The 25,053-nt window shown below is 41.2% G+C and carries 17 protein-coding genes, 1 pseudogene, 1 riboswitch and 1 other annotated feature; all 18 genes and pseudogenes read right to left on the bottom strand.

The genetic code is table 11. From position 1 onward, the window contains the following. Positions 1 to 465 (bottom strand): signal peptidase II, encoded by a 465-nt coding sequence (gene lspA, locus NSQ12_RS08625; RefSeq protein WP_003245047.1) that lies wholly within the window; start codon positions 463 to 465, stop codon positions 1 to 3. A 102-nt stretch (positions 466 to 567) separates the two neighbouring features. After that, positions 568 to 942: a sporulation-related RNA polymerase-binding protein YlyA gene (gene ylyA, locus NSQ12_RS08620; RefSeq protein WP_088325836.1), complete on the bottom strand. Its 375-nt coding sequence runs from the start codon at positions 940 to 942 to the stop codon at positions 568 to 570. 144 nt (positions 943 to 1,086) lie between these two features. Then, positions 1,087 to 3,852: an isoleucine--tRNA ligase gene (gene ileS / locus NSQ12_RS08615; RefSeq protein ID WP_017694832.1), complete on the bottom strand. Its 2,766-nt coding sequence runs from the start codon at positions 3,850 to 3,852 to the stop codon at positions 1,087 to 1,089. Positions 3,853 to 3,904: 52 nt separating this feature from the next. Beyond that, positions 3,905 to 4,131, bottom strand: a binding site (T-box leader). 62 nt (positions 4,132 to 4,193) lie between these two features. Further along, positions 4,194 to 4,688 carry a septum site-determining protein DivIVA gene (gene divIVA / locus NSQ12_RS08610; protein WP_003221468.1) on the bottom strand — a complete coding sequence of 165 codons (495 nt, stop codon included), beginning with the start codon at positions 4,686 to 4,688 and terminating at the stop codon, positions 4,194 to 4,196. Positions 4,689 to 4,781: 93 nt separating this feature from the next. Beyond that, the gene (locus NSQ12_RS08605; RefSeq protein WP_015383612.1) at positions 4,782 to 5,555 is read right to left on the bottom strand and encodes an RNA-binding protein; all 774 of its coding nucleotides are present in this window, start codon (positions 5,553 to 5,555) and stop codon (positions 4,782 to 4,784) included. A gap of 60 nt (positions 5,556 to 5,615) precedes the next feature. Further along, a complete protein-coding gene (locus NSQ12_RS08600; RefSeq protein ID WP_003221463.1) occupies positions 5,616 to 5,888 on the bottom strand; it encodes a YggT family protein in 273 nt (90 codons plus the stop codon). Between the two features lie 6 nt (positions 5,889 to 5,894). Next, positions 5,895 to 6,350 (bottom strand): cell division protein SepF, encoded by a 456-nt coding sequence (sepF, locus tag NSQ12_RS08595; protein ID WP_003244791.1) that lies wholly within the window; start codon positions 6,348 to 6,350, stop codon positions 5,895 to 5,897. Then, the gene (locus NSQ12_RS08590) at positions 6,347 to 7,039 is read right to left on the bottom strand and encodes a YggS family pyridoxal phosphate-dependent enzyme (protein ID WP_014479734.1); all 693 of its coding nucleotides are present in this window, start codon (positions 7,037 to 7,039) and stop codon (positions 6,347 to 6,349) included. The genes sepF and NSQ12_RS08590 overlap by 4 nt, the downstream gene beginning before the upstream one ends. Before the next feature lie 6 nt (positions 7,040 to 7,045). Further along, positions 7,046 to 7,882: a peptidoglycan editing factor PgeF gene (gene pgeF / locus NSQ12_RS08585; RefSeq protein ID WP_131227398.1), complete on the bottom strand. Its 837-nt coding sequence runs from the start codon at positions 7,880 to 7,882 to the stop codon at positions 7,046 to 7,048. A gap of 162 nt (positions 7,883 to 8,044) precedes the next feature. After that, positions 8,045 to 8,290: a YlmC/YmxH family sporulation protein gene (locus NSQ12_RS08580; protein ID WP_003232153.1), complete on the bottom strand. Its 246-nt coding sequence runs from the start codon at positions 8,288 to 8,290 to the stop codon at positions 8,045 to 8,047. 82 nt (positions 8,291 to 8,372) lie between these two features. Next, positions 8,373 to 9,653 (bottom strand): N-formyl-4-amino-5-aminomethyl-2-methylpyrimidine deformylase, encoded by a 1,281-nt coding sequence (gene ylmB / locus NSQ12_RS08575; RefSeq protein WP_089172743.1) that lies wholly within the window; start codon positions 9,651 to 9,653, stop codon positions 8,373 to 8,375. Positions 9,654 to 9,740: 87 nt separating this feature from the next. Then, positions 9,741 to 9,842, bottom strand: a riboswitch (TPP riboswitch). A gap of 12 nt (positions 9,843 to 9,854) precedes the next feature. Then, entirely contained in the window at positions 9,855 to 10,649 is a 795-nt protein-coding gene (locus NSQ12_RS08570; RefSeq protein ID WP_089172541.1) for an ABC transporter ATP-binding protein, read from the bottom strand. Positions 10,650 to 10,796: 147 nt separating this feature from the next. Then, a complete protein-coding gene (sigG, locus tag NSQ12_RS08565) occupies positions 10,797 to 11,579 on the bottom strand; it encodes an RNA polymerase sporulation sigma factor SigG (protein WP_163182348.1) in 783 nt (260 codons plus the stop codon). Between the two features lie 139 nt (positions 11,580 to 11,718). Then, positions 11,719 to 12,438 (bottom strand): RNA polymerase sporulation sigma factor SigE, encoded by a 720-nt coding sequence (gene sigE, locus NSQ12_RS08560; protein ID WP_003221446.1) that lies wholly within the window; start codon positions 12,436 to 12,438, stop codon positions 11,719 to 11,721. Between the two features lie 62 nt (positions 12,439 to 12,500). Further along, the gene (spoIIGA, locus tag NSQ12_RS08555) at positions 12,501 to 13,430 is read right to left on the bottom strand and encodes a sigma-E processing peptidase SpoIIGA (RefSeq protein WP_003232163.1); all 930 of its coding nucleotides are present in this window, start codon (positions 13,428 to 13,430) and stop codon (positions 12,501 to 12,503) included. A 194-nt stretch (positions 13,431 to 13,624) separates the two neighbouring features. After that, positions 13,625 to 17,926: a bacillopeptidase F gene (locus tag NSQ12_RS08550; protein ID WP_163182349.1), complete on the bottom strand. Its 4,302-nt coding sequence runs from the start codon at positions 17,924 to 17,926 to the stop codon at positions 13,625 to 13,627. A gap of 302 nt (positions 17,927 to 18,228) precedes the next feature. Further along, positions 18,229 to 18,534 (bottom strand): annotated as a pseudogene (locus NSQ12_RS08545) (cell division protein FtsZ); the annotation flags it as partial. A gap of 119 nt (positions 18,535 to 18,653) precedes the next feature. After that, complete coding sequence (locus NSQ12_RS08540) at positions 18,654 to 25,001, bottom strand: non-ribosomal peptide synthetase (RefSeq protein WP_240304268.1); 6,348 nt, start codon at positions 24,999 to 25,001, stop codon at positions 18,654 to 18,656. Positions 25,002 to 25,053 lie beyond the last annotated feature (52 nt).

Raw genomic sequence — 25,053 nt, 5'->3', positions numbered from 1 at the left:
CTATTGCTCCTTTTTCTTTTTCCCGCTGTCCAACAGCATTTGTATAAATAAAAGCATTACGCCGACACATAATGAAGAGTCCGCGATGTTAAATATCGGGTAATTGTAATTGACAATAATAACATGGATAAAATCCACAACTTCCTGTCTGACAGCCCGATCGATAAAGTTGCCGATGGCACCGCCAAGCATAAGTCCGAGGGCAACACCAAGAAGCCTTTGTCCTTTTGTATAACGCTGTATGTAATAAACAATACCAATAATAACAGCGGTTGTTATGAGGTAGAAAAACCACATCTGACCCGCTAATATCCCCCATGCAGCACCCGTATTGCGATGGGAGGTGATATAGAATACCTGATCAATGATCGGAATGCTTTGGCCAAGTTCCATGTTCTTAACAACTAGCCATTTTGTCAATTGATCGGCTGCAATAATAAGTAGTGCAATCATATAATACAGCACAAACGTTCCTCCAGTTTACGGTTACTTTAATCCATTATGCATTTTATCAATAAAAAGCACTGGAGTAAAGAAATATCAGGCATAATAACCGGCCAGACACTGTTATTCATACAGTGCCTGACCATATTCGATATCCGTTGATTTCCATATCGGAAGCGTTTTTTTCTCAAATTGGACAGAATAAAGAAAATCGTTTGCTGTTCGGGCCGTCGGCAGCACTGCCAGCTTTGCAAGAGGAATGGGGGCCCCAGTTTCTTCACAGTATCCGAATGTGCCGTTTTCGATTTTGGCCAATGCAAGGAGAACGTCTTGAAGTTCTTCTTTAATATGATAGATCAGAGTTGCTTTTTGTTTTTGATTGATTGCTGCTTGCGGGCTTGTAGAAACCTGAAAGCAAGAATATTCAAATAATCTCGACTGTAATTCTTCTTTCATCAGAAGAAGTTCCGTATAAATTGCGGTCAGTTGATCATTCATTCTTCACAACTCCTGCTCTTAACGTAGTATCTTTATTGTTGCCTGTGAATGATGATCTAAAGCCCATAAGATTTTTCCTTTCGTTCTAAAGGATGTCACTCTTGGCACAAAAAAAGCCCGGCTTTTACGCCGGGCTCTTTTGCATTATTTTTGATAGTATTTTTCAACGATTTCAGCGTTGCGTAATGAAAGTGTAGGATATTTCGGATTTGCCCCTACATCTTTTGAAATCACACGAGATCTCTCACACATTTCGCCTTCCGCTTTCTCGACAGCGATTTTACCCGTCGCAAAGCTTTGCGCATCGTTCGGCGCATCATTTTCTTCGCTGATTGTCAGTTCAGACACAATAAACAGCTGAGAAAGGTTTTCTTTTATGGAAGCCAAGAGCTCTTTGTTTTCTTTGTTTGGATACAATTTCAAGTTTGCTTCCAAAGATTTACCGATAATTTTTTCATTTCGCGCAGTTTCTAATGCTTTTAGCACGTCATCACGAAGAGCCATAAAGCGGTCAAATTTTTCTTCAGTCGCTTCACTGTTTGGAACCGCGATTGTTTCCGGCATATCGGTCAGCTGAACGCTCTGCTCTTCAACAAATGTTAAATGAGACCACAATTCGTCTGCCGTATGTGGAAGGATAGGCGCTGAAAGCTTCACTAATGCAAGAAGCGTTTCGTAGAATACTGTCTGCATGCTGCGTCTATCCGGATGATCCGCATGCTCGATGTAGACAATATCTTTTGCAAAATCAAGGTAGAATGAGCTCAATTCGATTGTGCAGAAATTATGAATGCTGTGATACACAACCGCAAATTCGTACTCATCATACGCTTTTTTCACTTTATCAATCAGCTTGTTCAGCTTAATCAGCATATACTGATCCACTTCGCGAAGATCTTCGACAGCCACCGCATTTGTTTTTGGATCAAAATCGAAAAGGTTGCCGTGAAGGAAACGGAACGTGTTACGGATTTTACGATATACTTCCGCAACCTGCTTTAGAATGGCGTCAGACACGCGAACGTCCGCCTGATAATCCACTGAAGATACCCATAATCTTAAGATGTCGGCACCAAGCTGTTTCATGACTTTAGCCGGAACAACAACGTTACCGATTGATTTACTCATCTTGCGTCCTTCTCCATCCAGTGCGAACCCATGGCTGAGCACACCTTTATACGGCGCTTTCCCTGTTACGGCTACTGCTGTAGAAAGAGAAGAGTTAAACCAGCCGCGATATTGGTCAGATCCCTCTAGGTATAAATCAGCCGGGCGAACGAGGTCATCACGTTCTTCAAGCACTGCTTGATGTGAAGAGCCTGAATCAAACCAAACATCCATGATATCCTGTTCTTTTGTAAATGTGCCGTTCGGGCTGCCAGGATGCGTAAAGCCTTCCGGAAGAAGATCCTTTGCTTCTTTTTCAAACCAAATGTTTGATCCGTGCTGTCTGAACAATTCAGAAACATGTTCAATGGTTTCATCTGTAATAATCGGTTCTCCGTTTTCAGCGTAAAATACCGGAATCGGCACACCCCACGCACGCTGTCTGGAAATACACCAGTCTCCGCGGTCCCGAACCATGTTGTGCAAACGCTGCTCGCCCCATTCAGGAACCCATTTGGTTTCTTTAATGGCATCCAGCAGGTCTGATCTGAAATCTTTAATAGACGCAAACCATTGCGCTGTCGCTCTGAAAATGGTTGGTTTTTTTGTTCTCCAATCATGCGGATAAGAGTGAGTAATGAATTCAAGCTTCACAAGTGCGCCTTTTTCATCGAGCTGCTGTGTGATCGCTTTATTTGCATCATCATAGAACATGCCTTCAAACCCAGGAGCTTCGCTTGTCATTACACCTTTTTCATCAACCGGGCAAAGCACATCTAAACCGTATTTTTGGCCGATGATAAAGTCATCTTCCCCATGTCCTGGCGCTGTATGAACACAGCCTGTTCCGGCATCAGTTGTTACGTGTTCACCAAGCATAACGAGAGAGTCTCTGCCATATAGCGGGTGTTCAGCGATAATGTTCTCAAGGTCTTTCCCTTTGACCGTTCTTGTCACTTCATACTGATCAAATCCGCATGCCGATGCAACATTTTCGACTAATGCACTTGCTACGACAAAGCGGTCATCACCTACTGCAATCACGCTGTACTCAAGATCAGGGTGCACTGAGATTCCGAGGTTCGCCGGAATTGTCCAAGGCGTTGTTGTCCAAATGATGATGCGCTCGCCGTTTTCAAGAACGCCTTTTCCGTCTTTTACACCAAAAGCGACGTAAATAGATGCTGAACGTTTGTCTTGATATTCGATCTCGGCTTCAGCCAGAGCAGACTCACTTGAAGGTGACCAGTTAACCGGTTTAAGGCCTTTGTAAATGTAGCCTCGTTTTGCCATTTCACCAAATACGCGGATTTGCTGCGCTTCGTATTCCGGTTTTAATGTCACATATGGGTTTTCCCAGTCACCGCGGACACCAAGACGTTTGAATTGCTCACGCTGTCCCTCGATTTGCTTCCAAGCGTACTCTTCGCATAGTTTGCGGAATTCCGCTACTGACATTTCTTTGCGGTTGACCTTTTTGTTTTTTGTCAGAGCTGTTTCAATTGGCAATCCGTGTGTATCCCAGCCCGGCACATACGGTGCGTTGTAGCCGCTCATTGATTTATAGCGGACAATGAAGTCTTTCAAAATCTTGTTAAGTGCATGGCCCATATGGATGTCGCCGTTTGCATACGGAGGTCCGTCATGTAAAACAAATTTCGGGCGGTCTTTCGTCCGTTCCTGAACAAGACGATAGATATCCTCTTCCTCCCATTTTTTTTGAATGTCAGGCTCACGGTTTGGCAAATTTCCACGCATCGGGAAATCTGTTTTCGGCATTAAGAGCGTGTCTTTAAAATCCATTTTCATTCCTCCACTGCATTTTTTCAGAAAATAAAAAAAGCCCTCTCATCCCATAAGGGACGAGAAAGCTTATCTCGCGGTACCACCCTTTTAGAAAAAGCAAGCATACACTTTTTCCTCTTGAGCATCGTAACGTGATGAACGTCCTAACCTACTGTGAGTTCAGCAAGGAAACTAAAGGGCTGATCTACATGATTCCGGCCATCCCGGACTCTCACCATCTCCGGGTCGCTATGAAGGCCTGAAGGAAACATGACTGTCCCTTTCAACCGTTTTTTCATCTGAATTTATGAACGTATTATATTCGACAAGCTAAGAAAATGTCAAGATAATCAGAGAATTTATTCCTTTTCCTCAAATACAGCGTCGACTTCATACTCAAGGAGATGATCCCAATCGTCATTTTTCAGAAGATCAAGCTGAGCTTCAATCAGCATTTGGAAACGTGTTCTGAACACTTTAGACTGTTTTTTCAGCTCTTCAATTTCCATTGCAATTTTTCTTGATTTTGATAACGATTCGTTGATAATGCGATCAGCGTTTTTCTCCGCTTCCCGAACAATCAGCTTTGCCTCTTTTTGAGAATTGCGTTTTACGTCTTCAGCCGCTTCTTGAGCAACTAAAATTGATTTATTCAATGTTTCCTCAATATTGGCAAAGTGTCCGATTCTTTCATCTAGCTCATTGACTTTCGCTTCAAGCTCAGTTTTCTTGCGGAGAACAATTTCGTAATCTTTTCTGACTTGGGCTAGGAATTCATTTACTTCATCTTCATCATATCCGCGAAAACTTTTTGTAAACGTCTTGTTGTGAATATCATTTGGCGTTAATGGCATGATGCCACCTCCATTTTTACATTTCAGTACGGTTATCTAGTTCACATTATAAAACAAATTTCGCACAGATGGAGAAAAAAACTGAAAAACCGACTATTTTTGTCGTTCAAACGTAACTCTCCATTTGTCTTTTTTGGTTTTCCCTTCGATTTTTGTTAAGCTGCACCGGCCAAAACCTCTGATAGACAGCATGTCCCCTTCCGCGACTATGTATGAAGGATCTTCAACCACCTTCCAGTTCACTTTCACAAGACCGTTTTTCACAAGCGTCTGTGATTTCTGGCGGGATTGCCTGCTCATAGAGGCGCAGACGGCGTCAAGCCTTAAAGAAGAAACCGTGTCATCTCTTATTTCGACATCAACTGCTGGAATGTTAAGGTCTGACAAGTCAATTTTCTCTAGGCTGACCGCCGCTTTGCCTGCTTGGGTCAGCTGTGCAGCCACAAAATCAGCGGTATCGGCTGAGACAATCAATTGCACTGCTGTCTCAGAAAACACGATGTCACCGAATTTTTGCCGCTTTAATCCTATGCCCATTAATGCACCAAGCAGAGAACGATGATCTACTGAGACAAACTTGTCAGCATAACGGACGTTAAACGCCTGCAATTCAAAATCCGATTCTTCCGGAGTAATGTACTCTGGATACAGAATCGCCCGTTTCCGCTCCGCTCTGTCATAGCCGCCGGAAAAAGCAAGCCCGACGTCAGCCTGTCCCGTAACAGCAGAGAGGATGACCTGCTCTCTGGGGTCTAAAAAGTCGGTCAGCTTCATCCGGTACTGCTCCTGGACAATTCTTTTCCATTCGAGCGCCTGATCAATAAAGGCCCGCTCGTCTTTTCTGAAGTGCTGATATATATCGCTCATCGTCTTTCCCTTCTATGTAAAGAGGCTTGGCTGCTGCCAAGCCCCTATCAAACTGTCACATTAAAACGCAATCATGCGATAAAGCCCCCACAAGCCGGTTGTCGCAAACCGAAGCACAAGTATTGCTACGATTGGTGAAATATCCAGCATTGCAATCGGAGGGATGATTTTTCTGAATGGTTCGAGATATGGTTCACAAATCGAAGCCAAAAAACGCCCGACTGCTGTTTCCCTCGTACTCGGCACCCATGACATAAAAATATATATGATCAGGGCAAATGAGTATATTGTGATTAATAAGCTTAAAACCGAAAAAACTTGATAAAGGATCATCTCGCTTTACCACCTCTGATGTTCGTCTTCAGATATGAGCTCAGAAATTGTGCCTGATACATCTACGTTGTCAGGCGTGCAGAGGAAAATATCTGAGCCGATTCTTTGAATATCGCCGCCAATGGCATAAACGGTTCCGCTTAAAAAGTCAACAATCCGCTTCGCCTGGTCATGCTGTATCCGCTGAAGATTGACGACAACTGCCCGCCGGTTCTTCAAATGGTCGGCTATTTCCTGCGCCTCCGCATAAACGCGCGGCTCACTCAACACCACTTTAGAGGATTTCTGAACACTTTGCAAGCTCACTACATTCTGTTTGCCCGCAGGTTTATTCCCGTTGTAAGCCGGCTTTTCTTTTTGCTCATGCTCCTCATGAGATTCCCGCTCTGTCTCAATATATTCATATTCGTATTCTTCATCTTCCATTGAGAAAAAGTTTTTCAGTTTATTTTTCATACTCATTGCTGTACACCCCCTGTTTCATTTCCGACTAACGATGAGCCGATTCTAATATAAGTAGCTCCTTCTTCAATTGCAATTTCAAAATCATTTGACATGCCCATCGACAGTTCAGTACACGGAGCGTTCGGCTGGTTCAGCTTCTGAACCTGGTCACGGAGTTCTCTCAGCGACCTGAAACAGCTTCTGATCTGATCTTGATCATCAGTCAGCGGAGCCATTGTCATCAGCCCGGCAACAAGGATATGTTCGAAACCGGAAAGCTCCTGTATGAATGGAATGACTTCTTCTTTTTTCATGCCGTGTTTAGAAGGCTCAAGAGAGGTATTGACCTGCACAAAGCATCGTACAGTACCTTCAGCCCGTTTTTCAATTTCTTTCGCTAATGAGAGCCGGTCTAGGGAATGGATATAGGAAACCGCATTGACGACAGATTTTGCTTTTCTTGATTGCAGACTGCCGATAAAATGCCATTCCGGATTCCCTTTCATCAATTCCTGTTTGCGGAGCAGTTCCGCATCCCGATTCTCTCCGAGGCAGGTGATGCCAGCATCTACTGCCTCCTGTGCTCTTTCAGGCGATACATATTTAGTGACTGCAATAACCGTAACTTCATCGGAGCTGCGGCCCGATCTGTTACATGCTTCGTTTATTCGTTCGTTTATATGTCGTAAATTATCAACAACACGCAAGATCTTTTATGCCTCCTTCATTCCGATAAAGGACATCATCCGTCCAGTTTTCCCCTGATCGCGGCGGTGAGAATAGAAAAGAGACGGCTCGCTTTCCGTGCATAAACCGCTGACAGAAATTTGTTCACTTGCCAAACCGCTGTCCATCAGTATAAGACGGTTCAGCTCTTTCAGATCAAGCTGATATTGTGCCTTTGCCGTCTGATTAACGACAAGGTCTGCTGAAACCGGCAATGCGCGGACAGCATCCATTACGCGGTCGTCTACCGTATAGCATGCTCCGCTGATAGACGGGCCAATAACAGCGTAAATATCTGAGGGATTTGAACCTTCCTTCTCAATCCATTGCTTCACCATTTCTCTGCCAATCTGTTTGACGGTGCCTTTCCACCCGGCATGGGCGACTCCGACAAGCGACTTAACCGGATCATAAAAGAAAAGAGGCACACAATCAGCAAAGCATAATGCTAAAAATACATTTTTTTCATTTGTATATAGCCCGTCCGTTGCTTTTAGAGCCGTGTGATACTCACGGGCGCCTTTTCCCCTATCCCTCTGCGTCACTTTCTGAACGCGATTATCATGTGTCTGATCAGCGAATACCCAAGACTGCAAATCAGTATTAAACATATCGGCAATAAATTCACGATTTTTAACTACATCTGCATCTTTGTCATGAACGTGCAATCCTGTATTTAACGATTCAAAAGGCTTTTGGCTGACACCGCCGTTTTTTGTCGTAAATCCGGCAATGACTTTTTTGTTGTTTTGATTCGTTTGAACCCAGTCTTGTATCATGAGTGTCGAGGGTGTGGTAAGACTGAATGGGTGATATGTATTCATGATGATCCAACCTTTCGACAAACATTTAAAAAAGCGGAATTTCCCACTTATTTTACCACATCTTACTGCATTCGTTGAGCGCCGATTTACATATTTCTAAATGAAATGTGCCGGAAGAATCGAGACTTCCGGCATTTGCCAATCTGCGGCAGACAAGCAGGTTTATGCATGTGGTTCACTTAATCGGACTAAGATTACATCTTCCCCGATTTTTACTATATTTCGCCATGGAATGACCAATTCCTCTTCTTTTCCAAAAAATCCGAGAACTTTCCCATTTCCTCCGAGTATGATCGCCTGAATTTTTCCAGTGGTCACATTGATATCAATATCACCAATACTCCCCAGCTTTTTTCCGTTTGAGACATTGACGACATCCTTTACCTGAAATTCTGAAATGCTGATCATTCCATCACGTCCTTTTTCCGTCCTTTTGTTCAAGTATATGAACGGGCAGGCTGAACCTTGTCAGCAAGAAGAAATTTTCATGTCATTGTTCTTTTTTCCGGCTGCACCAGCTGATGATAAAATCGAGTAAAATTTTTGTATACTCTACTAGCTGCTCAATCGATACCTTCTCGTTCACAGAGTGTGCACTGTGCAGATCTCCAGGACCGTATATTACGCATGGAATACCGGCATCATACAGCCATCCGCCATCTGTAACTGATTGAGAAACGTCAATAATTGGACACTCCCGTTTCACTTTCTCATGAGAGGCAGTTAGCGCTAAGACGCCTGGGTGGCCAGGGTCAACTTCCAATGCCGGAAAAATTTCTCCTCTGTCTTCTATCATAGATGAGCCTCCCCACTTGAATACAGGGCGGTTTTCCCTAAGCCAAATATCACTGTCACTCAGCCGATTGACGTAATCTTCTATTTCCGCTGCCACTTGGTCATGGGTTTCATTCGGATAAAAATGGACTGTGATCCACAACCGGCATTCGTCCGCTATAAAAGCCGCATGTCTGCCGCCTTCTATAACTGCCGGGTTAATCGTATTTGTGCCTGGTTTAAAACCGGGATAACTTTTCATAATAGACCAGTGGCGCTCAAGTTCACCGAGCCCCCCAATGATTTTTGCCATTTTTTCAATTGCGCTTGCTCCGAATGTTCCTCCGCCTGCGTGAATCATATTCCGTCTCGTTCCATCATGAAATGTTTGACTGCTTTTGATTTCGATCCAGCCTGTAATGACACCCCCTTGGCCTTGAATATGCATATCGCTCGTATCCGCGACAATTGCAAAATCAGCGTGGTAGCCCCTCTTGCAGCATTCAAGTGTGCCGGCTTCTCCAACTTCCTCCCCAATAACCGATTGCAGAATCAGATCACCGGGAAGTTCAATGCCTGCTTCACGAATCAATTTGACAGCAAACAGCACACACGCCATTCCGCCCTTCATATCGGAAGCGCCCCGCCCGATTAAGAGACCGTTTTTTTCAATTGGATGAAATGGATCATGCTCCCATTCTTCATCCTCTTTTACCTCTGCCACATCTACATGGCCATTGATAATCAGGCTATAATAATCTGCTGAATCTGTCCCTTTTAGCTTCCCTACAACATTGGGATCTCCAGGGTACACATCCCATTTGTCGATCGAGAATCCCAATTCATTTAAATATCCCGCAATCCAAGACTGAATGCCCTCTGTATTTCTTGCAGGCGGAGCGGGTGTTTGATAAGAAATCAGCGTTTTCGCAAGCTGAATAAGCTCCTCCTTATGTTCTTCCACTTTTTTTTGCAAAGAGTCTATTTGTTGATCCAATGTAAATCCGCTCCTATTCTTTAAAATCAAAAAAGCCGTTTCAAATGTGATGAAACGGCTTAATAAAAACAAACGGAGTCCGATGTACTCCGCTTTTCACCGCTTCCCTCCGCTGGCATGATCCAGATCAGGTCAAAAGGGTTGAGACAAAGTCTCTCTCAGCTTCGCAAAGCACCCCTAGGATGAATCTATATATGTTTGTCAGGCATTCGTTATCGGCTCAGCTCTTGTTAAAAACGGCCGATCCTGATTCCATAATACATGGATTGGCGTATCAAAAAAAGCGGAAAGTATTTGATCAGTAAGCATTTCCTTTATTTCTCCGGATTCAAAGACCTCTCCCTGTTTTAATAAAAGGGCTTTATCAAAGACAGGCAAAATTTCTTCAGCATGATGAGTCACATAAAGGATAGATGGTGCATTTTCTTTGTTTGCAATGTATGTAATCGTATCTAACAGCTTTTCCCGGGCAATAAAATCCAGTCCTGTGACTGGTTCATCCAGTATCAGCAACTCCGGATCGGCCATTAGTGCTCTAGCAATCAACGCTCTTTGTTTTTCCCCTTGAGAAAGGGTTTCATAGCGGCGATCGGCATATTCAATTGCTCCAAAGTCCTCTAACAAACCAATCGCTTTTTCCCTGGTTTTCTTACTTGGCGTTTCATATAACCCAATCGAAGCGTAAGCTCCGCTCAAAGCAATTTCAAAGGCTGAATCTGCCGGATACAATTTTTGCTGAAGAGCTGCTGAGACGAGGCCAATTTTACGTCTGAGCTTTTCCCCAAGCTCTGTTTTGCCAAATTCATGGCCAAGCACCTGCATCTCGCCTGATGTTGGAAAATAATATGAGCACAGCATATTTAACAGCGCTGTCTTCCCGGCGCCATTAAGGCCGTAAAGCACCCAATTTTCCTTTTCTTCCACCTTCCAATGAATATCTCTCAGTATCCATTTCCCATTCCGTTTTAGTGAGACATTGTCAAGCTGCAAAATCATCGTGGTCCTCCTCTTTATTGCCTTTTATAATTGTTTTAATTTTCATAAAACTTTGTACGAACTAGGATACCTTACTTTTTCCAAAACGTAAACCATCCGTAATCAATAGAAAAGCCTTTAAAACAACATCGTTTTAAAGGCTTTTCATTATTGATGAATATTTTTATTCATTTGTTTGATAGCCGCTTTTTCAAGTCTGGACACCTGCGCCTGGGATATTCCGATTTCTTCGGCAACTTCCATTTGGGTTTTCCCTTGGAAGAATCGCTTTCTCAAAATCATTTTTTCCCTATCGTTCAGCCTTCTCATGCCCTCTTTTAAAGCCAGCTCTTCAATCCATTGTGAATCTGTATTACGCTCATCACTGATTTGGTCCATCACATAGATCGGGTCTCCGCCGTCGTTATAGATCGGTTCAAATAGAGAAACCGGATCCTGGATGGCATCAAGCGCAAATACAATTTCCTCATGCGGTACTTCAAGAACTTTTGCGATGTCTTCTGCAGTCGGCTCCTTGCTTGTCTCACTGATTAACCGCTCTCTTACCTGAAGCGCCTTGTAAGCGATGTCCCGGAGTGATCTTGAGACACGGATCGGGTTATTATCGCGTAAATACCTGCGGATCTCTCCGATAATCATAGGTACAGCGTATGTTGAAAACTTAACATTATGGCTTAGGTCAAAATTATCAATGGATTTCATTAGTCCGATGCAGCCGACTTGAAATAAGTCATCAACATACTCCCCTCTGTTATTAAATCGTTGAATGACACTTAAGACAAGACGCAAGTTCCCGTTTACAAGCTTTTCTCTTGCTGAATCATCGCCTTGATCCTGCAGCTGCCTAAACAGCTTTCTCATCTCTTCATTCTTGAGTACTGGTAATTTGGAGGTATCCACCCCGCAGATTTCGACTTTATTTCTCGACACTTTTTTCCCTCCCTACAGGAGCTGCTGTACAACGTTAAGTATCTCCTTGGGTGGGAAAAATATGCACTGCACTCAGACCGAAAAACTGTCGAAACCAGGAAATCCCTGTAAAATCAAGGGGTTCTAACCATAAAATTTTTTACACCATTTTGTTGAACTCTTTTCTCAACCTTTTTATAATTCTTTTCTCAAGCCGCGAAATATAAGACTGAGAAATCCCCATCATATCCGCTACATCCTTTTGGGTTTTTTCTTCTTCACCGACAAGCCCAAACCGCAGCTCCATGATTTGCTTTTCTCTCTCATTAAGCTGTTCAAGCGCTTTTTTCAAAAGCTTTTTATCGACGTTAGCTTCTATGTCTTTAGTGATGATGTCATCGTCAGTGCCGAGCACATCAGAAAGCAAAAGCTCATTGCCGTCCCAATCAATATTAAGCGGTTCATCAAAGGAAACCTCTGAACGGATTTTGTTATTTCTTCTTAAATACATCAGGATTTCATTTTCTATACACCGGGAGGCATAGGTAGCAAGCTTGATTTTCTTTTCTGGATTGAATGTATTCACAGCTTTGATTAGACCGATGGTACCGATGCTGATTAAATCCTCTATATTAATTCCCGTATTTTCAAATTTACGGGCGATATATACGACCAGACGCAAATTGCGTTCAATTAGAATGGCGCGCGCTGCCTGATCGCCGTTTGGGAGCTTCATTAACAAAACCTGCTCCTCATCTTTAGATAATGGAGGCGGCAGGGCTTCACTCCCGCCTATGTAATAGACTTCATCACTTTTCAGCCCAAGTTTCATCAGCAGCTTATACCAGAGGTGCGTCAACCGTAATTTCAGTTTTTTCATCTTCCTCTCCCTTCTAAATGTCACGCCGTTTGAGTATGATAAGTAACGGACATTTGCGAACATTATGAAACGTGTTTTACAGCCTTGCCCGAAAGCATTTTCGGATGAATAATCGCGTCAAACTCTCCATCTGCCGACAGCTTTGTTGTGCTGATACCGATTAAACATTTATCTGCAGAAATCATTTCTTCTTTTGTCATAATCGTTACGTGATCCGGTTTAACGCATAATAAAAATTGATTTTGCTGACCAACTCCCCTGTATGGAATCAACCTCATTTTATCTAAAAAGCGAAAGGAATCATCGAGCTGTTCGATGGCTTCCAATGGGTCTGTGTTTCGAATGATCATCGTTTCGGCTGTTCCGAAAATCGGCTCCAATTTATCAATGTAAATGATCATTACCGGTGTTTTTGTAAGAGGATCGTACAGCTGATTACCGGAATCAATCAGGCCTCTGACATGAAGTGTTTGGCTGCCCAAATCTGCCTGCACGCTGACTCGTTCCTCATATTGAATGTTTTTTGTTTCAATATCTTCAATTCTTCTTTTAGAAAAAAACCATAATGCTGGAAAGCCACCAACAATAAACAACCAGCTGATCGGGTCTCCAAACCCTGTTTGATTGGTAATCATAACACCGTTTTGAACAATAGAATTTGACTGCAGCAAAGAATGGGCTCCGATAATTCCTCCCCCCATTAAAAAAGTGGCAAAATAAAAGGAAAACAAATTTTGAAAGAAAAACCGAAATCTTTTAAAGCCAAATGTCACCACCACAATCACAACTGAAAAAGCTAGCTTCCCAGCCGGATGTTCAACAATCGGCGAAAAAGGAGTAAACATCAAAAGGACAATACTGGAACCGATGAACGCTCCGCCTACCAGTCTTCTTTTTTTTACATGCCGTTTTAAAATAAATGCCGTGAGCAAAAGCAAAAGTGCATCAAAACAAAAGTTTAACAGCCAAATGACATCTAAATAGATTTTCACATCTGACTCCTTTCTTTCTTGCCTCACGCTGTTCCCCTTCTTGCTTCATAAGTATAAAGCAAGCTCTGTGGGAAAGTCTGTCAATTAATGTTGAGAAGAAAATACAATTTTTCAGGGAAATCTGCTTAATTTGTCGAGGAAGTGTAATGAGAGGATATATAAAAAAGCTGCCAATGACGGCAGCTTTTTTCCACTTAATTTTCTGTGTTGATATTAAGTTTTCCATTCGCAGTTTTTCTAGTTTCATTTCCATAATCATCTCGGACGATCACTTCTACTTTTGCTCCTTTTGCTTTAATAGAAGAAGTCGCTGTCCAATAGCCTTCATATCTCCCCGGAGAGATTTCTCTTAACGGGAGTTCGGTGGCATTTTGCACACTCGCTCTTGCATTTGTCAGCGGCATACGAATGATAAACGTTGCATCTAAATCCTCAGCGCTTGAGAAAGCGATTTTCACAGATTCACCGGCTTTTAAGTTTTTATCCTCTCCCGGAATTAAGCCGGAAATGACAGGCTTGTCAAAATTGACATCAATGACAGCCTTTTTCGTCGTTTTGTTGCCTGCTAAGTCTGTAGCAATCACCTTGATTTCATTGCTTCCATTCTCCAAAAGAATCCGGGCTGAGTATGAACCATCAGCTACTGTTGCTTTTTTGCCATTCACCTTGACGTCTTTCAGATTGTCATCGGATACAGCCCCTTTGACAGTCAGCGTTTCTTTATTTGTTTTCCCGCCATCCTTTGGATTGTCCAGCGTTAACTCAGGCTTTTCTTGATCAAGCGTGACCGTGATTGGGCTGGAGGCATCTGTTGTTCCGTTGTCAGTTGATGCAGTTGCCGTCAGCTCATTTTCACCCTTGTTGAGTGTGATGCCTGCATGGAACGTGCCATCCGCAGCGGCTTTCGTTTCTCCTGCCTCTTTCTCTCCATTATAAATGTGTACCGTTGTACCAGGAGAAGCTTTTCCTTTTACAGTGACGCTATCCTTATTTGTGTATGATTTGTCTGTCGGTGAAGTAATCTCAGGTACAGCAGCTTCGTAATCAACTAATGCGCGAATCATATAGTTGCCGTCTGCTTTGTCACCCGGCTCCCATTGTCCACCTATATACTGCCAGTTGCGGCCGGAATTCTTGCCGGTTTCATCCATTGCCAGTCCAGGTGAATACGGGTCAGGTTTCGACTGGATATATACGAGATAAAAGTCTTTATCGACCATAATCCCTTTTGAACTGAGATCTACCTTAGTCCACTCGCCATTGCGAAGAGCTTCAGCGTTAAATGGCCCGGCAATTTTCTTGCCCGGTGCTCCGTCTTTTCCTGTGGCATCGTATACCTCAACCTTAAACTCTGTGCCGCCCGGATCTGGGAACTCTGTATCCCAGAATCTAAACAGCCCTCCTGTAAGCATGCCTTTGTCCTTGCCGTCAGCGAGCGTCATTTTTACCGCCCATCCGTTACCGGCAGCAAAATAGGAATTGGCATTCTCCGCTGTTCCGTCATCATATGCAATTTCACCCGGATAACCGACGAAAGGCTTCAATGCAGTTTCTTTTGTAACATCACCTTTTAACTCAACGGAAAATTCATCACTGTAATAACCCGGTGCAGCGACTTTAATCGTATAAGCGCCTTCATAGGCCTCCAGCGTATATTCACCTTTGTCGTTTGTCATAGCAGGTTCCACCGCAGCATCCTCTACAACATAAACGGAAGCGCCTGTTACCGGCTCTCCTGTCGTTTTATTGATGACCGTGCCTTTTAATGTGCCCTTCTTCATCTCTTCTAACGTAAAATTAGCTTGTGTCGTCTGATCCGTCTTTAAAGATACTTTTTGTGTTTTCGACTGATAACCATATGCTTCTGCCATAAGCGTATAGTCTCCCGCTTTGTGCTTCAGCGTGTACTGCCCTGTGGATTGATCTGAATATGTTGATTTTCCTGTTTCCACTACACTGACTTGTGCCCTGAGCGGCAAAACTTGAGGCTGTATAGCCTTGTTCTGATGTTTTACCGCTGTGTTTGCAGATGGCTTAGCCTTTTTCGGATTTACTGGCTTTTTCTTTTGCTTTCCAGACGGCTTTTCGACGCCCAGCTTATTCTTTTTGACTGTTTTTCCGGCTGATTTGTCAGAAAGCACTACATCATCAATATACCAGCCCTCTTTTGCAATGCTTTCATCAGATTGAAGGTTAAACATCACTTGAATGTTTTGGCCTTTATAAGCCGATAAATCAATTTCTTCGTCCGTCCAGCTTGATGTCTTTCCGTTATAGACACCAGCCTGCTCCCAATTCTTTTCACCTTCCGGAAGAACAAAAACGTAGCCGTAATCAAAATCATCCTCTAAATTGTGCCAGCTTTTAAATTGAAGGAACAGACTTCCTGAATCAGGTGCTTTAATAGGAGGCATAACAAGGTTCATGTTTGCTGAGTTGGCATAATTTCCTGTCAAATTCGTTCCATATACTTTTTCTCCGGATGCTGCTGTATTTGGGCCAGTTGACGGAACTCCCCATTCCCAGTTATTATTTGTTCCGCTCGCAACCCAGCCGCCGGGTGCAGTTTCAAAGTCCTGCTTATATCCCGCCGTGATGCTTGGTTTCACTGTTACATCGTATACGTCAGACGAAACGACATGACCGCCAAAATCGTGAATCATCCACTTATAGCTTAGTTTAGTTCCTTTTATATCTGGGATCTCTGCCTGATACGTTCCTTTTAGATGATCACCGCTGATTCGTTTAGCCGTTATTTCTGTCCATTCACCTTGATCAAGCTTGTAGGACAGCTTTACAGATGTCACACTCACATTGTCTTCAGCTGTCAAAGTCAGTGGCAGGCTACCACCTTCATAAGCTTCAGTTACTTTCTCATGCTGATAGACAGGAGGCTCTTGGTCATCCCCCTCTACAGAAACTTGTCCTTCCGCTTTGCCTAAACCATCTGTAACAGCGGATACAGCATCAAAAGCATTCACCAGACCATGGCCATATCCGTTATTCGGTGAATCAGGAAATGTTGAATCCGTGAGCGGTTCAGCCGTGCTGGTTAATATATCCTCCATCTCATCAACAGAAAGTGAGGCATTCGCCTGTTTCAGCAGTGCAGCAACAGCGGATACATGCGGCCCTGCCATTGATGTGCCGTCCCAACCATCCTCATATGTCTGACCAGGAACGGATGAACGAATATTAACGCCCGGTGCAGATATTTCCGGCTTTATCTCATCATATGGAGATGGCCCTTGAAGAGAAAAGTCAGCGAGCTTTTTATTGATATCAGTCGCTCCAGTTGCAAACGATTCTGGATAGTTTGCCGGATTTGCGATAGAACCAGGCCCGCCGGGAATAAAGAGATCCGTATTCCCAGCTGAAAACTCAGGGAAAATATCGGCCGCACGCCAGGCATTGACCATGTCTCTGTACCATTCATCAAGTCCAGAGCCCCCTCCCCATGAGTTATTGACAACATCAGGAGCCATTTCCGGGTGGGGATTTCCTTCCGCGTCCTTTGGTGCTAAAACCCATTCACCAGCTTCCAAAATGTCAGCATCAGTGCCGCCATCTTCAGAGAACGCTTTAACAGCAATCCATTTTGCGCCAGGCGCTACACCGATTTGATTTGTTCCATCAGGTTCAGAGCCCACCATCGTGCCTGTCACATGGGTTCCATGAGCCAAATCATCATAAGGGCTTGCCTCGCCTGCTACGGCATCATACCAGTTCATTTCATTTTCAGGCTCATTAGGATTTTCCGGATTATACCCGCGATATTTCTCTTTTAATGCCGGATGATTCCATTCCACACCGGTATCAATGGACGCAACAACCGTGCCAGTTCCATCATATCCAAGTGCCCAAGCTTTTGGGGCATCGATTTGGTCTACATTCCATTCCACACCGTCAGTTGCTTTAATAGCTTTCTGTGCTTTTTTCATATTAAATGGGGAGGATGACTTAAAAAGCTGCCGTTTCTCATTAGGAAGCACCTTTTCCACTTCGGGAAACTGCGCCACTTTTTCCATGACCTCTTTTGAGGCATGAACAGCAATCCCGTTCACCACATAATAAGAATGAATTTGGTCTGCATTTCCTTTATCTTTCTGGGTGTTCAAGTATTTTAGGACATCTTGCTGGGATTCATCGGCTGTGACTTTTAAAGATGACACAACAGCAGAACGCTTTTGATATTCCGTCTTAGCGGCAGACAGCTTCTTCGATTTCGCTTTTTTAACAGCCGCTTTTGCCGCTTTTTCTGTGTTAGCCTGATCTTTAAATTTAATCAGAAAAGTCGTCTTTTCTTTCTTTTTAAAGCTTTTCTTTAATGAACTCGAAATCTTGTTTTGAATGGATTCCGCAGATTGAAGCTCCTTTTTAACAGAAGGTGAGGTGACTTTACTGCTTGCCCCGGCTGCTCCCGGAAACAGCAGTGAACTGATGACAACTGTACTTAAAACAGAGCTGATGAGTCTGTTTTTCGTTTTTTTCTTCATTTTCATCCCCCTTTTTCAACATGCTTTTTAAAAAAAGTGTCGTCCCTCCTTTTAATAATGAATGGTTTGTCAGAACATCGCTGTATATTAACTGTAGACAATCTGAATTACAGATATTGTCGTTTCATGTCATTTATTTTCCATATATATGAAAATGATAAAAATGTCACAAAAATAAATAGGTCTAATTATCTGTTTTGTTACTAAGCGAAGGAAGCAATAGGGAAAAAGACTTTATAAGAAGGAAAGTGTGAAGAGAAAAACAAAAAAGGACAAAATCGAAAACGATTTTGTCCTTTACATTAGCCGCGTTTATTACGGTTTCTTAAGAATGTCGGGATGTCAAGCGTATCATCAGCCGGCTGTGAAGTATGACGGCTTACTGTATTCTGCTGCTGAGGCTCCTCACGTTTTGGCTCACGCTTCGGAACACTTTGGTTGTGTGTTTTGATGCTTTGATTTAAGCTTGGACGCTGAGGCTTCGTCACGTCCTTCTCTTGTTCGATAAAGCCGGTTGCAATCACTGTCACCACAATCTCATCTTTTAGATTTTCATTAATAACAGAACCGAAAATCATGTTTACGTCTTGATCAGACGCCGAAGCGACAAAAGAATTAAAAACCTGTTATTATAAATTTCTTGACATAATTTAATTTCTTATTTCACATTATTAGGAAAAATATTTCTCGGAAAATACTCTCTGTATTTTAGAATTAAAAAAACAGTTTAAATCGATGTCATAACAGACTTGTTTATATTTTTTAATATTTCTTTGACTATTGAAACATTTTTATCGATATATTCAGGTTGCAAAATTTCGTCATGTGTCCCATAGCCATCATATTCTATATAATCTTTTGTTGTTGCATTTGCCCACTCCTTTTTAAATTTAGTCATTGAATTATCTATTACAATATTGTGAATATTAGAATCTAATACTCCTTCATTCGTTAGCTGTTCCAAATACATTGTAAATTTATTAATTTTATTTTGTACATATTTCGTATTCATCCATTCTGGAACCTTTGTATGTTCACGATTAACTTCTGATAGCATTTTCATTGCTCTTTTATTTACTTCGGCATTCCAAAGAGTTGTATCTAACATTATTATATCTGACACTTCCAATCCTTTTTTTTCCATTACCTTTGCAACTTCAAATGCTATATTTCCTCCTCCAGAATACCCCAGAAATACATATGGACCTTGTTCTTGTATTTGAACTATATTCTCTGCATATTCACGAATCATATCATCAAAATTTGTGTGATCATGAATAAAGTCCGTAATATATATTCTATAATCTCCCTCTAACAAATAAGCCATCTCTATATATGTCATCCCAATTCCTATGCGAGACGGGAAGCAAAACACATTGACGTTTCCACGATGAGTTATTGGTGTAAACTTTGTTTCATCTTCTAATTTTATATTCCCATTCATTAGATCCAATGCTAATAATTCAATGGTTTGAGCATTAAATACTGTTTGAAATGAAATTTCAGTCCTCATTCGTTCTTTTATAGATTGTATTAGTTTTAATACTTTTAATGAATCACCTCCTATATCAAAGAAGTTATCCTGTATTCCCACTTGTTTTATATCAAGTATGTCCTTCCAAATCTCAGCTAACTTTGTTTCAATTGGTGTACGAGGTGCTACATACTCAACCCCTGTCTGGATATTTTTTTCATCAGGCAGAGGGAGTTCCTTACGGTCAATTTTCCCGTTAGATGTCAGCGGCATTTTCTCCAGTTGAATAAAATAAGATGGAAGCATGTAGCTTGGCATTTGGACAGATAATTTCTCTTTCATCTCACTGACCGCAAAAGATTCACTCGCAACGTAGTATGCACATAACGCTTTATCTCCGTTGTCGTTTTCATGCGCAACCACGATTGCTTCTTGTACAGCTTCCATATTCAATAAAGCTGTTTCAATTTCTCCAATTTCAATCCGGTATCCGCGTATTTTCACTTGATGGTCAATCCGTCCTAAATACTCAATGTTACCTTCCGGTAACCATCTGGCAAGGTCTCCTGTTCGATACAATTTCTCACCAGGGATAAACGGATGATCGACAAACTTTTCGGCCGTTAAATCCGGGCGGTTTAAGTAGCCTCGAGCTAGACCCTCTCCGGCAATATATAGCTCTCCCTGTATTCCGATTGGCTGCAATTCTTTTTGCTCATTTAATATATAGGCATTTAATGTAGGAATCGGTTTTCCGATGTTACTTCTTCCATCTTTTATTTCGATTTCTGTAATCTCTTTATATGTTACATGAACGGTTGTTTCTGTAATACCATACATATTAATTAGCTTTATGTCTGGATATTTATCTTTCCATTCTTTTAATAAAGATGGATTCAATGATTCCCCGCCAAAGATTACTTTTCTCACTTTTAGATCACACGAAGAATGAGTTAATTCTTGATCTTTCACTAAATAAAAATAACTAGGAGTTTGATTTAGAATTGTTACTTCCTCATCTTTTAACAACTGTAAAAATTGTATCGGGTTCTTTGATATCGTTTTTGGTACTATTACTAATTTGCCACCGTACAAAAGTGCTCCATACATTTCCCATACAGAAAAGTCGAAACAGAAAGAGTGGAATAAGGTCCACGTATCTTTTTCATTAAAATCAAAAACATTTTTGCTGTTAAACAAGAGACGAACCACATTTTTATGTTCAAGCAAAGTGCCTTTTGGAGCACCTGTTGTCCCCGACGTATAGATCACATATGCTAAATTGTTTGACTGTACATGGTTTTCAAGATTCAAGCTATTTTTATGATAGTTACTTTCCTGATCTAGATTCAGCACTGTGCCAGTAAATTCTATATGCTGCTTATGGCTTTGCTTTAATAATAGTTTCACTCCTGAGTCCTCAATCATGTAACGAATTCGCTCTTCTGGATATTCCGGATCAATCGGCACATATGCCCCGCCCGCTTTGAGAATACCCAGTATACCTACAATCATTTCAAGAGAACGTTCTGTCATAATTCCAACAAGCTGTTCAGCCTCTACTCCTTCATTTCGAAGTGTACGGGCTAGTTGATTAGCTCGCTCATTCAGTTCACGATATGTCAATTGTTTATCTTCAAACACAACAGCTACCTTATCTGGTACACGTTCTGCTTGTTCTTCAAACAGTTGATGAATTGTTTTGTTTCTTGGATATTCTGCTTTTGTATCATTAAAATCTCTAAGAAGCTGCATTCGCTCCTCTTCGAGGACCATAGATAGTTCTGATAGTTTTGTATGCGGATGTGCCAAAATGTTATCTACCAGATGGGTAAAATGTTTTGTCATTCGTACTATCGTTGCTTCCTCATATAAAGATGTCGCATATTCCAACATACAATTCAATTGTCCGTTCCATTCAACTACAGTCAACATCAAATCAAATTTGGCTATCTCATATTCCCATTCAAACGGCTTTATTTCTAATCCTTCTACTTTCCCGGCTTCTTGATCCATATTTTGCAATACAAACATGACATCAAAGATCGCGTTTCTGCTCATATCTCTGGTGACATCTAATGTCTCCACAATTTCTTCAAATGGATAATCTTGATTTTCATATGCTCTTAAGGCATTTTCTTTCACTTCACTCGCAAATTGCTCAAATGTTTTTTCCCCTGTTGGGTAGTTTCGCATTGCCAACGTGTTCACAAACATTCCCACAACTCGATCCAAATCAGCATGTGGGCGACCTGCAATCAGACTGCCTATAATAATGTCTTCTTGTCCGCTATATTTAGACAACATGAGCGTGTAAATTGATAACATTACCATATATAGTGTAGAACCTGTTTGCATAGCTAGTTGTTGTAGCGCCTCACTTCTGTGCTCATCGATCGTAAACTCAACTCTTGCTCCCTTAAAATTTCGGGTAGCTGGTCTCGCATAGTCAGTAGGCATTTGTAAAACAGGAAGATCTCCTCCAAGCGTCTCTAACCAATATGCTCCTTGTTTTCGAATCTGTTCTTGATTCATTTCATTTTGTTGCCACACTGCATAATCTTTATATTGAATACGCAGTTCAGGTAATTGGGCACCCTCATATAATTGAAATAACTCTTGCATAATTACAGTCATTGATACGCCATCTGAAATAACATGATGCATATCCATTAGTATCATGTGCTTTGTTGATGTGAACTCAAGAACCTGAACTCGGAAAAGAGGAGCCTGCTTTAAATCAAAAGCACGTATAAATCCCTGAATATATTCATCTAAATCCTCTGGTCTCACCTTTCGAACTTCTACCTTAAAATTAACTTTATCATGAATAAGCTGTTTCAACTCACCATCCAATAATTTAAAACTTGTCCGTAAAGATTCATGGCGATCAATCAGTTGAATGCAGGCAGACTCTAGTCTAGTAACATCTAGTTCTCCTTCAACCACCATCAAGTTGGGCATGTTGTAACTCAATTCTCCGCCTTCTAATTGATGCAAGATATACATTCGTTTTTGTGCAGAGGAAACCGGATAAGACTCTCTCTGTTCCACAGCAGGAATAGATGTAAAGCTTTGATCTTCCACAACACTTATGATTCTTGATAATTGTTCTATCGTTGGATGGTTAAATACATCCCTTAAAGATACTTTAATTTTCAATAGCTTATAAAGTTTCGAAACTAGATCAGTAGCCCGTAAAGAATGCCCTCCTAAGTCAAAGAAATTATCTCGTATTCCCACTTGTTTTAAGCTAAGTACCTCTTTCCAAATCTCAACCAGCTTTAATTCAATTGATGTACGAGGCGCAACATATTTTACACCAGTTTGTGTATTTCGATCAGGCAGAGGGAGTGCCTTACGGTCAATTTTCCCGTTAGATGTCAGCGGCATTTTCTCCAGCTGAATAAAATAAGATGGAATCATGTAGCTTGGCATTTGGACAGATAATTTCTCTTTCATCTCACTGACCGCAAAAGATTCACTCGCAACGTAGTATGCACATAACGCTTTATCTCCATTGTCGTCTTCATGCGCAACCACGATTGCTTCTTGTACAGCTTCCATATTCAATAAAACTGTCTCAATTTCCCCAATTTCAATACGGTATCCGCGTATTTTTACTTGATGGTCAATCCGCCCTAAATACTCAATGTTACCTTCCGGTAACCATCTGGCAAGGTCTCCTGTTCGATACAATTTCTCACCAGGGATAAACGGATGATCGACAAACTTTTCGGCCGTTAAGTCAGGGCGGTTTAAGTAGCCTCGAGCTAAACCAACTCCACTGATACATAATTCTCCGGGGACTCCTATAGGCTGTAATTCCAAATCTTTTAAAACAACTGCTTGTACATTTCCTAATGGTTTACCAATAGGCGTGTTTACAAGACCTTTCATAGTTCTATCGGTTCCATAATAGGTTGCATATATGGTACACTCTGTCGGACCATAAATATTTTCCAATCGTGATGATAATGCAGAATAAAACTCCTTAATTGTTTTAACTGGCAATGCTTCACCGGCAGAAAATACATATTTCAAAGATTGAAGCTTTTTTATGTTTATTTGCCTTAATTCATTCAACAATACTTGTAACATAGAGGGTACAAAATTAATATGAGTAATTTTATTTTTTTCTATAATATTTATTAATGCTTCTGGTTCCTTCTCTAAACCTGGCTTAAGAATAACTAATTTGCTTTTTCCGATAAACCAGCCAAACAGTTCTGTTACAGATACATCAAATGTATAGTTTGTTTTCAATAATATGGCATCGTCTATCCCCAAAGGAAACCTTTTTTCTAAATCCGTTAAAGTATTCACTACTGATTTATGTTCAATCATTACACCCTTTGGTTTACCTGTTGTCCCTGAAGTGTATATTACATAAGCCAAATGATTTGGCCTCACTATTGAATTAAGATTAGTTTGAATTTCGTGGTAGCTCTCTTCGGAGTCGAGAGGAATTACTCTCCCAGTGAATGATACACGATGCATTAAATGACTTTGAGTCAGTAACAGCTGAGCTTCTGAATCCTTTAATATATAATGAATTCGTTCTTCAGGAAATTCAGGATCAATCGGTACATATCCTCCCCCAGCTTTGAGAATACCAAGTATACCTATAATCATTTCCAGAGACCGTTCTGTCATAATGCCCACTAGTTGTTCCGAACCTACACCATTTAATCGGAGAGTCCGAGCCAACTGATTGGCTCGCTCATTAAGTTCTTGATATGTCAATTGTTTATCTTCAAATTCAACGGCTACTTTATTTGGTAAAGATTCTGCCCGTTGTTCAAACAATTGATGAATTGTTTTATTACTTGGATAATCTGCTTGTGTATCATTAAACTCGAGAAATATTTTGTCTGTTTCAACCTTAGATAAGTATTCTAATTGATCTAGCCTAGAATCTGGTTGAGATAACATATTAGTATAAATTTGTTTTAAATGCTCTGTAGCTTGCACCAGATATTCTTGGTCATAACGTCTCTCGTTATATACGACTTTAAGATTCACTCTATTATTTTCTAGATTAAATTGAAACAGAATATCCCTTCCGCCAATTTCATTAAGAAAAGAAGAGTGTATCTCATCTAAAGAAACAACAGTGTTAATTATCGGCAAATGTTCATCATTATATTGTATATTTAAATTCTTTGTCATTTTTCGGAAAGGTACATTTTGGTTTTCTGTTACACTTTTTAAAAACAAATTAATATCTTTAAATAATGTTTTAAATGTGGTCGCCGCATTTATTTTATTTTTCAACATGAGAATTTCATTTAAAACACCTATATCTTGTTTTATCGCTGGCATTCCTATGATAATGTTTTCATTTCCGGTATATTTATTTAATAAACATTCAACTCCAGATAATAGAATAATATACACTGCAATGTGCGAGTCATTAGCTACCGACTTAATTTTTTGTGATAATTCAGTCGGTAATGAAACGTAAAGAATAGAATCCGTAACCCTACCTCTCTTACCATCATCTTTTACTGTTGTTTTAAAATAGGGCAAGTAGGATATATAGTCTTCATCATCAAAAACACCGTCCCAAAATAGTTCTTGCTCTTCAAATAAAGACACTTACAACACCTCTTTACTTATATTCTGGATTCATTAATTTCAAATTTTGAAA

This window comes from Bacillus sp. PS95 (assembly GCF_037963565.1).
Taxonomy (GTDB): Bacteria; Bacillota; Bacilli; order Bacillales; family Bacillaceae; genus Bacillus; species Bacillus subtilis.
The sequence above is the reverse complement of the archived record's forward strand: the minus strand, read 5'-3'. Positions and strand labels throughout refer to the sequence as shown.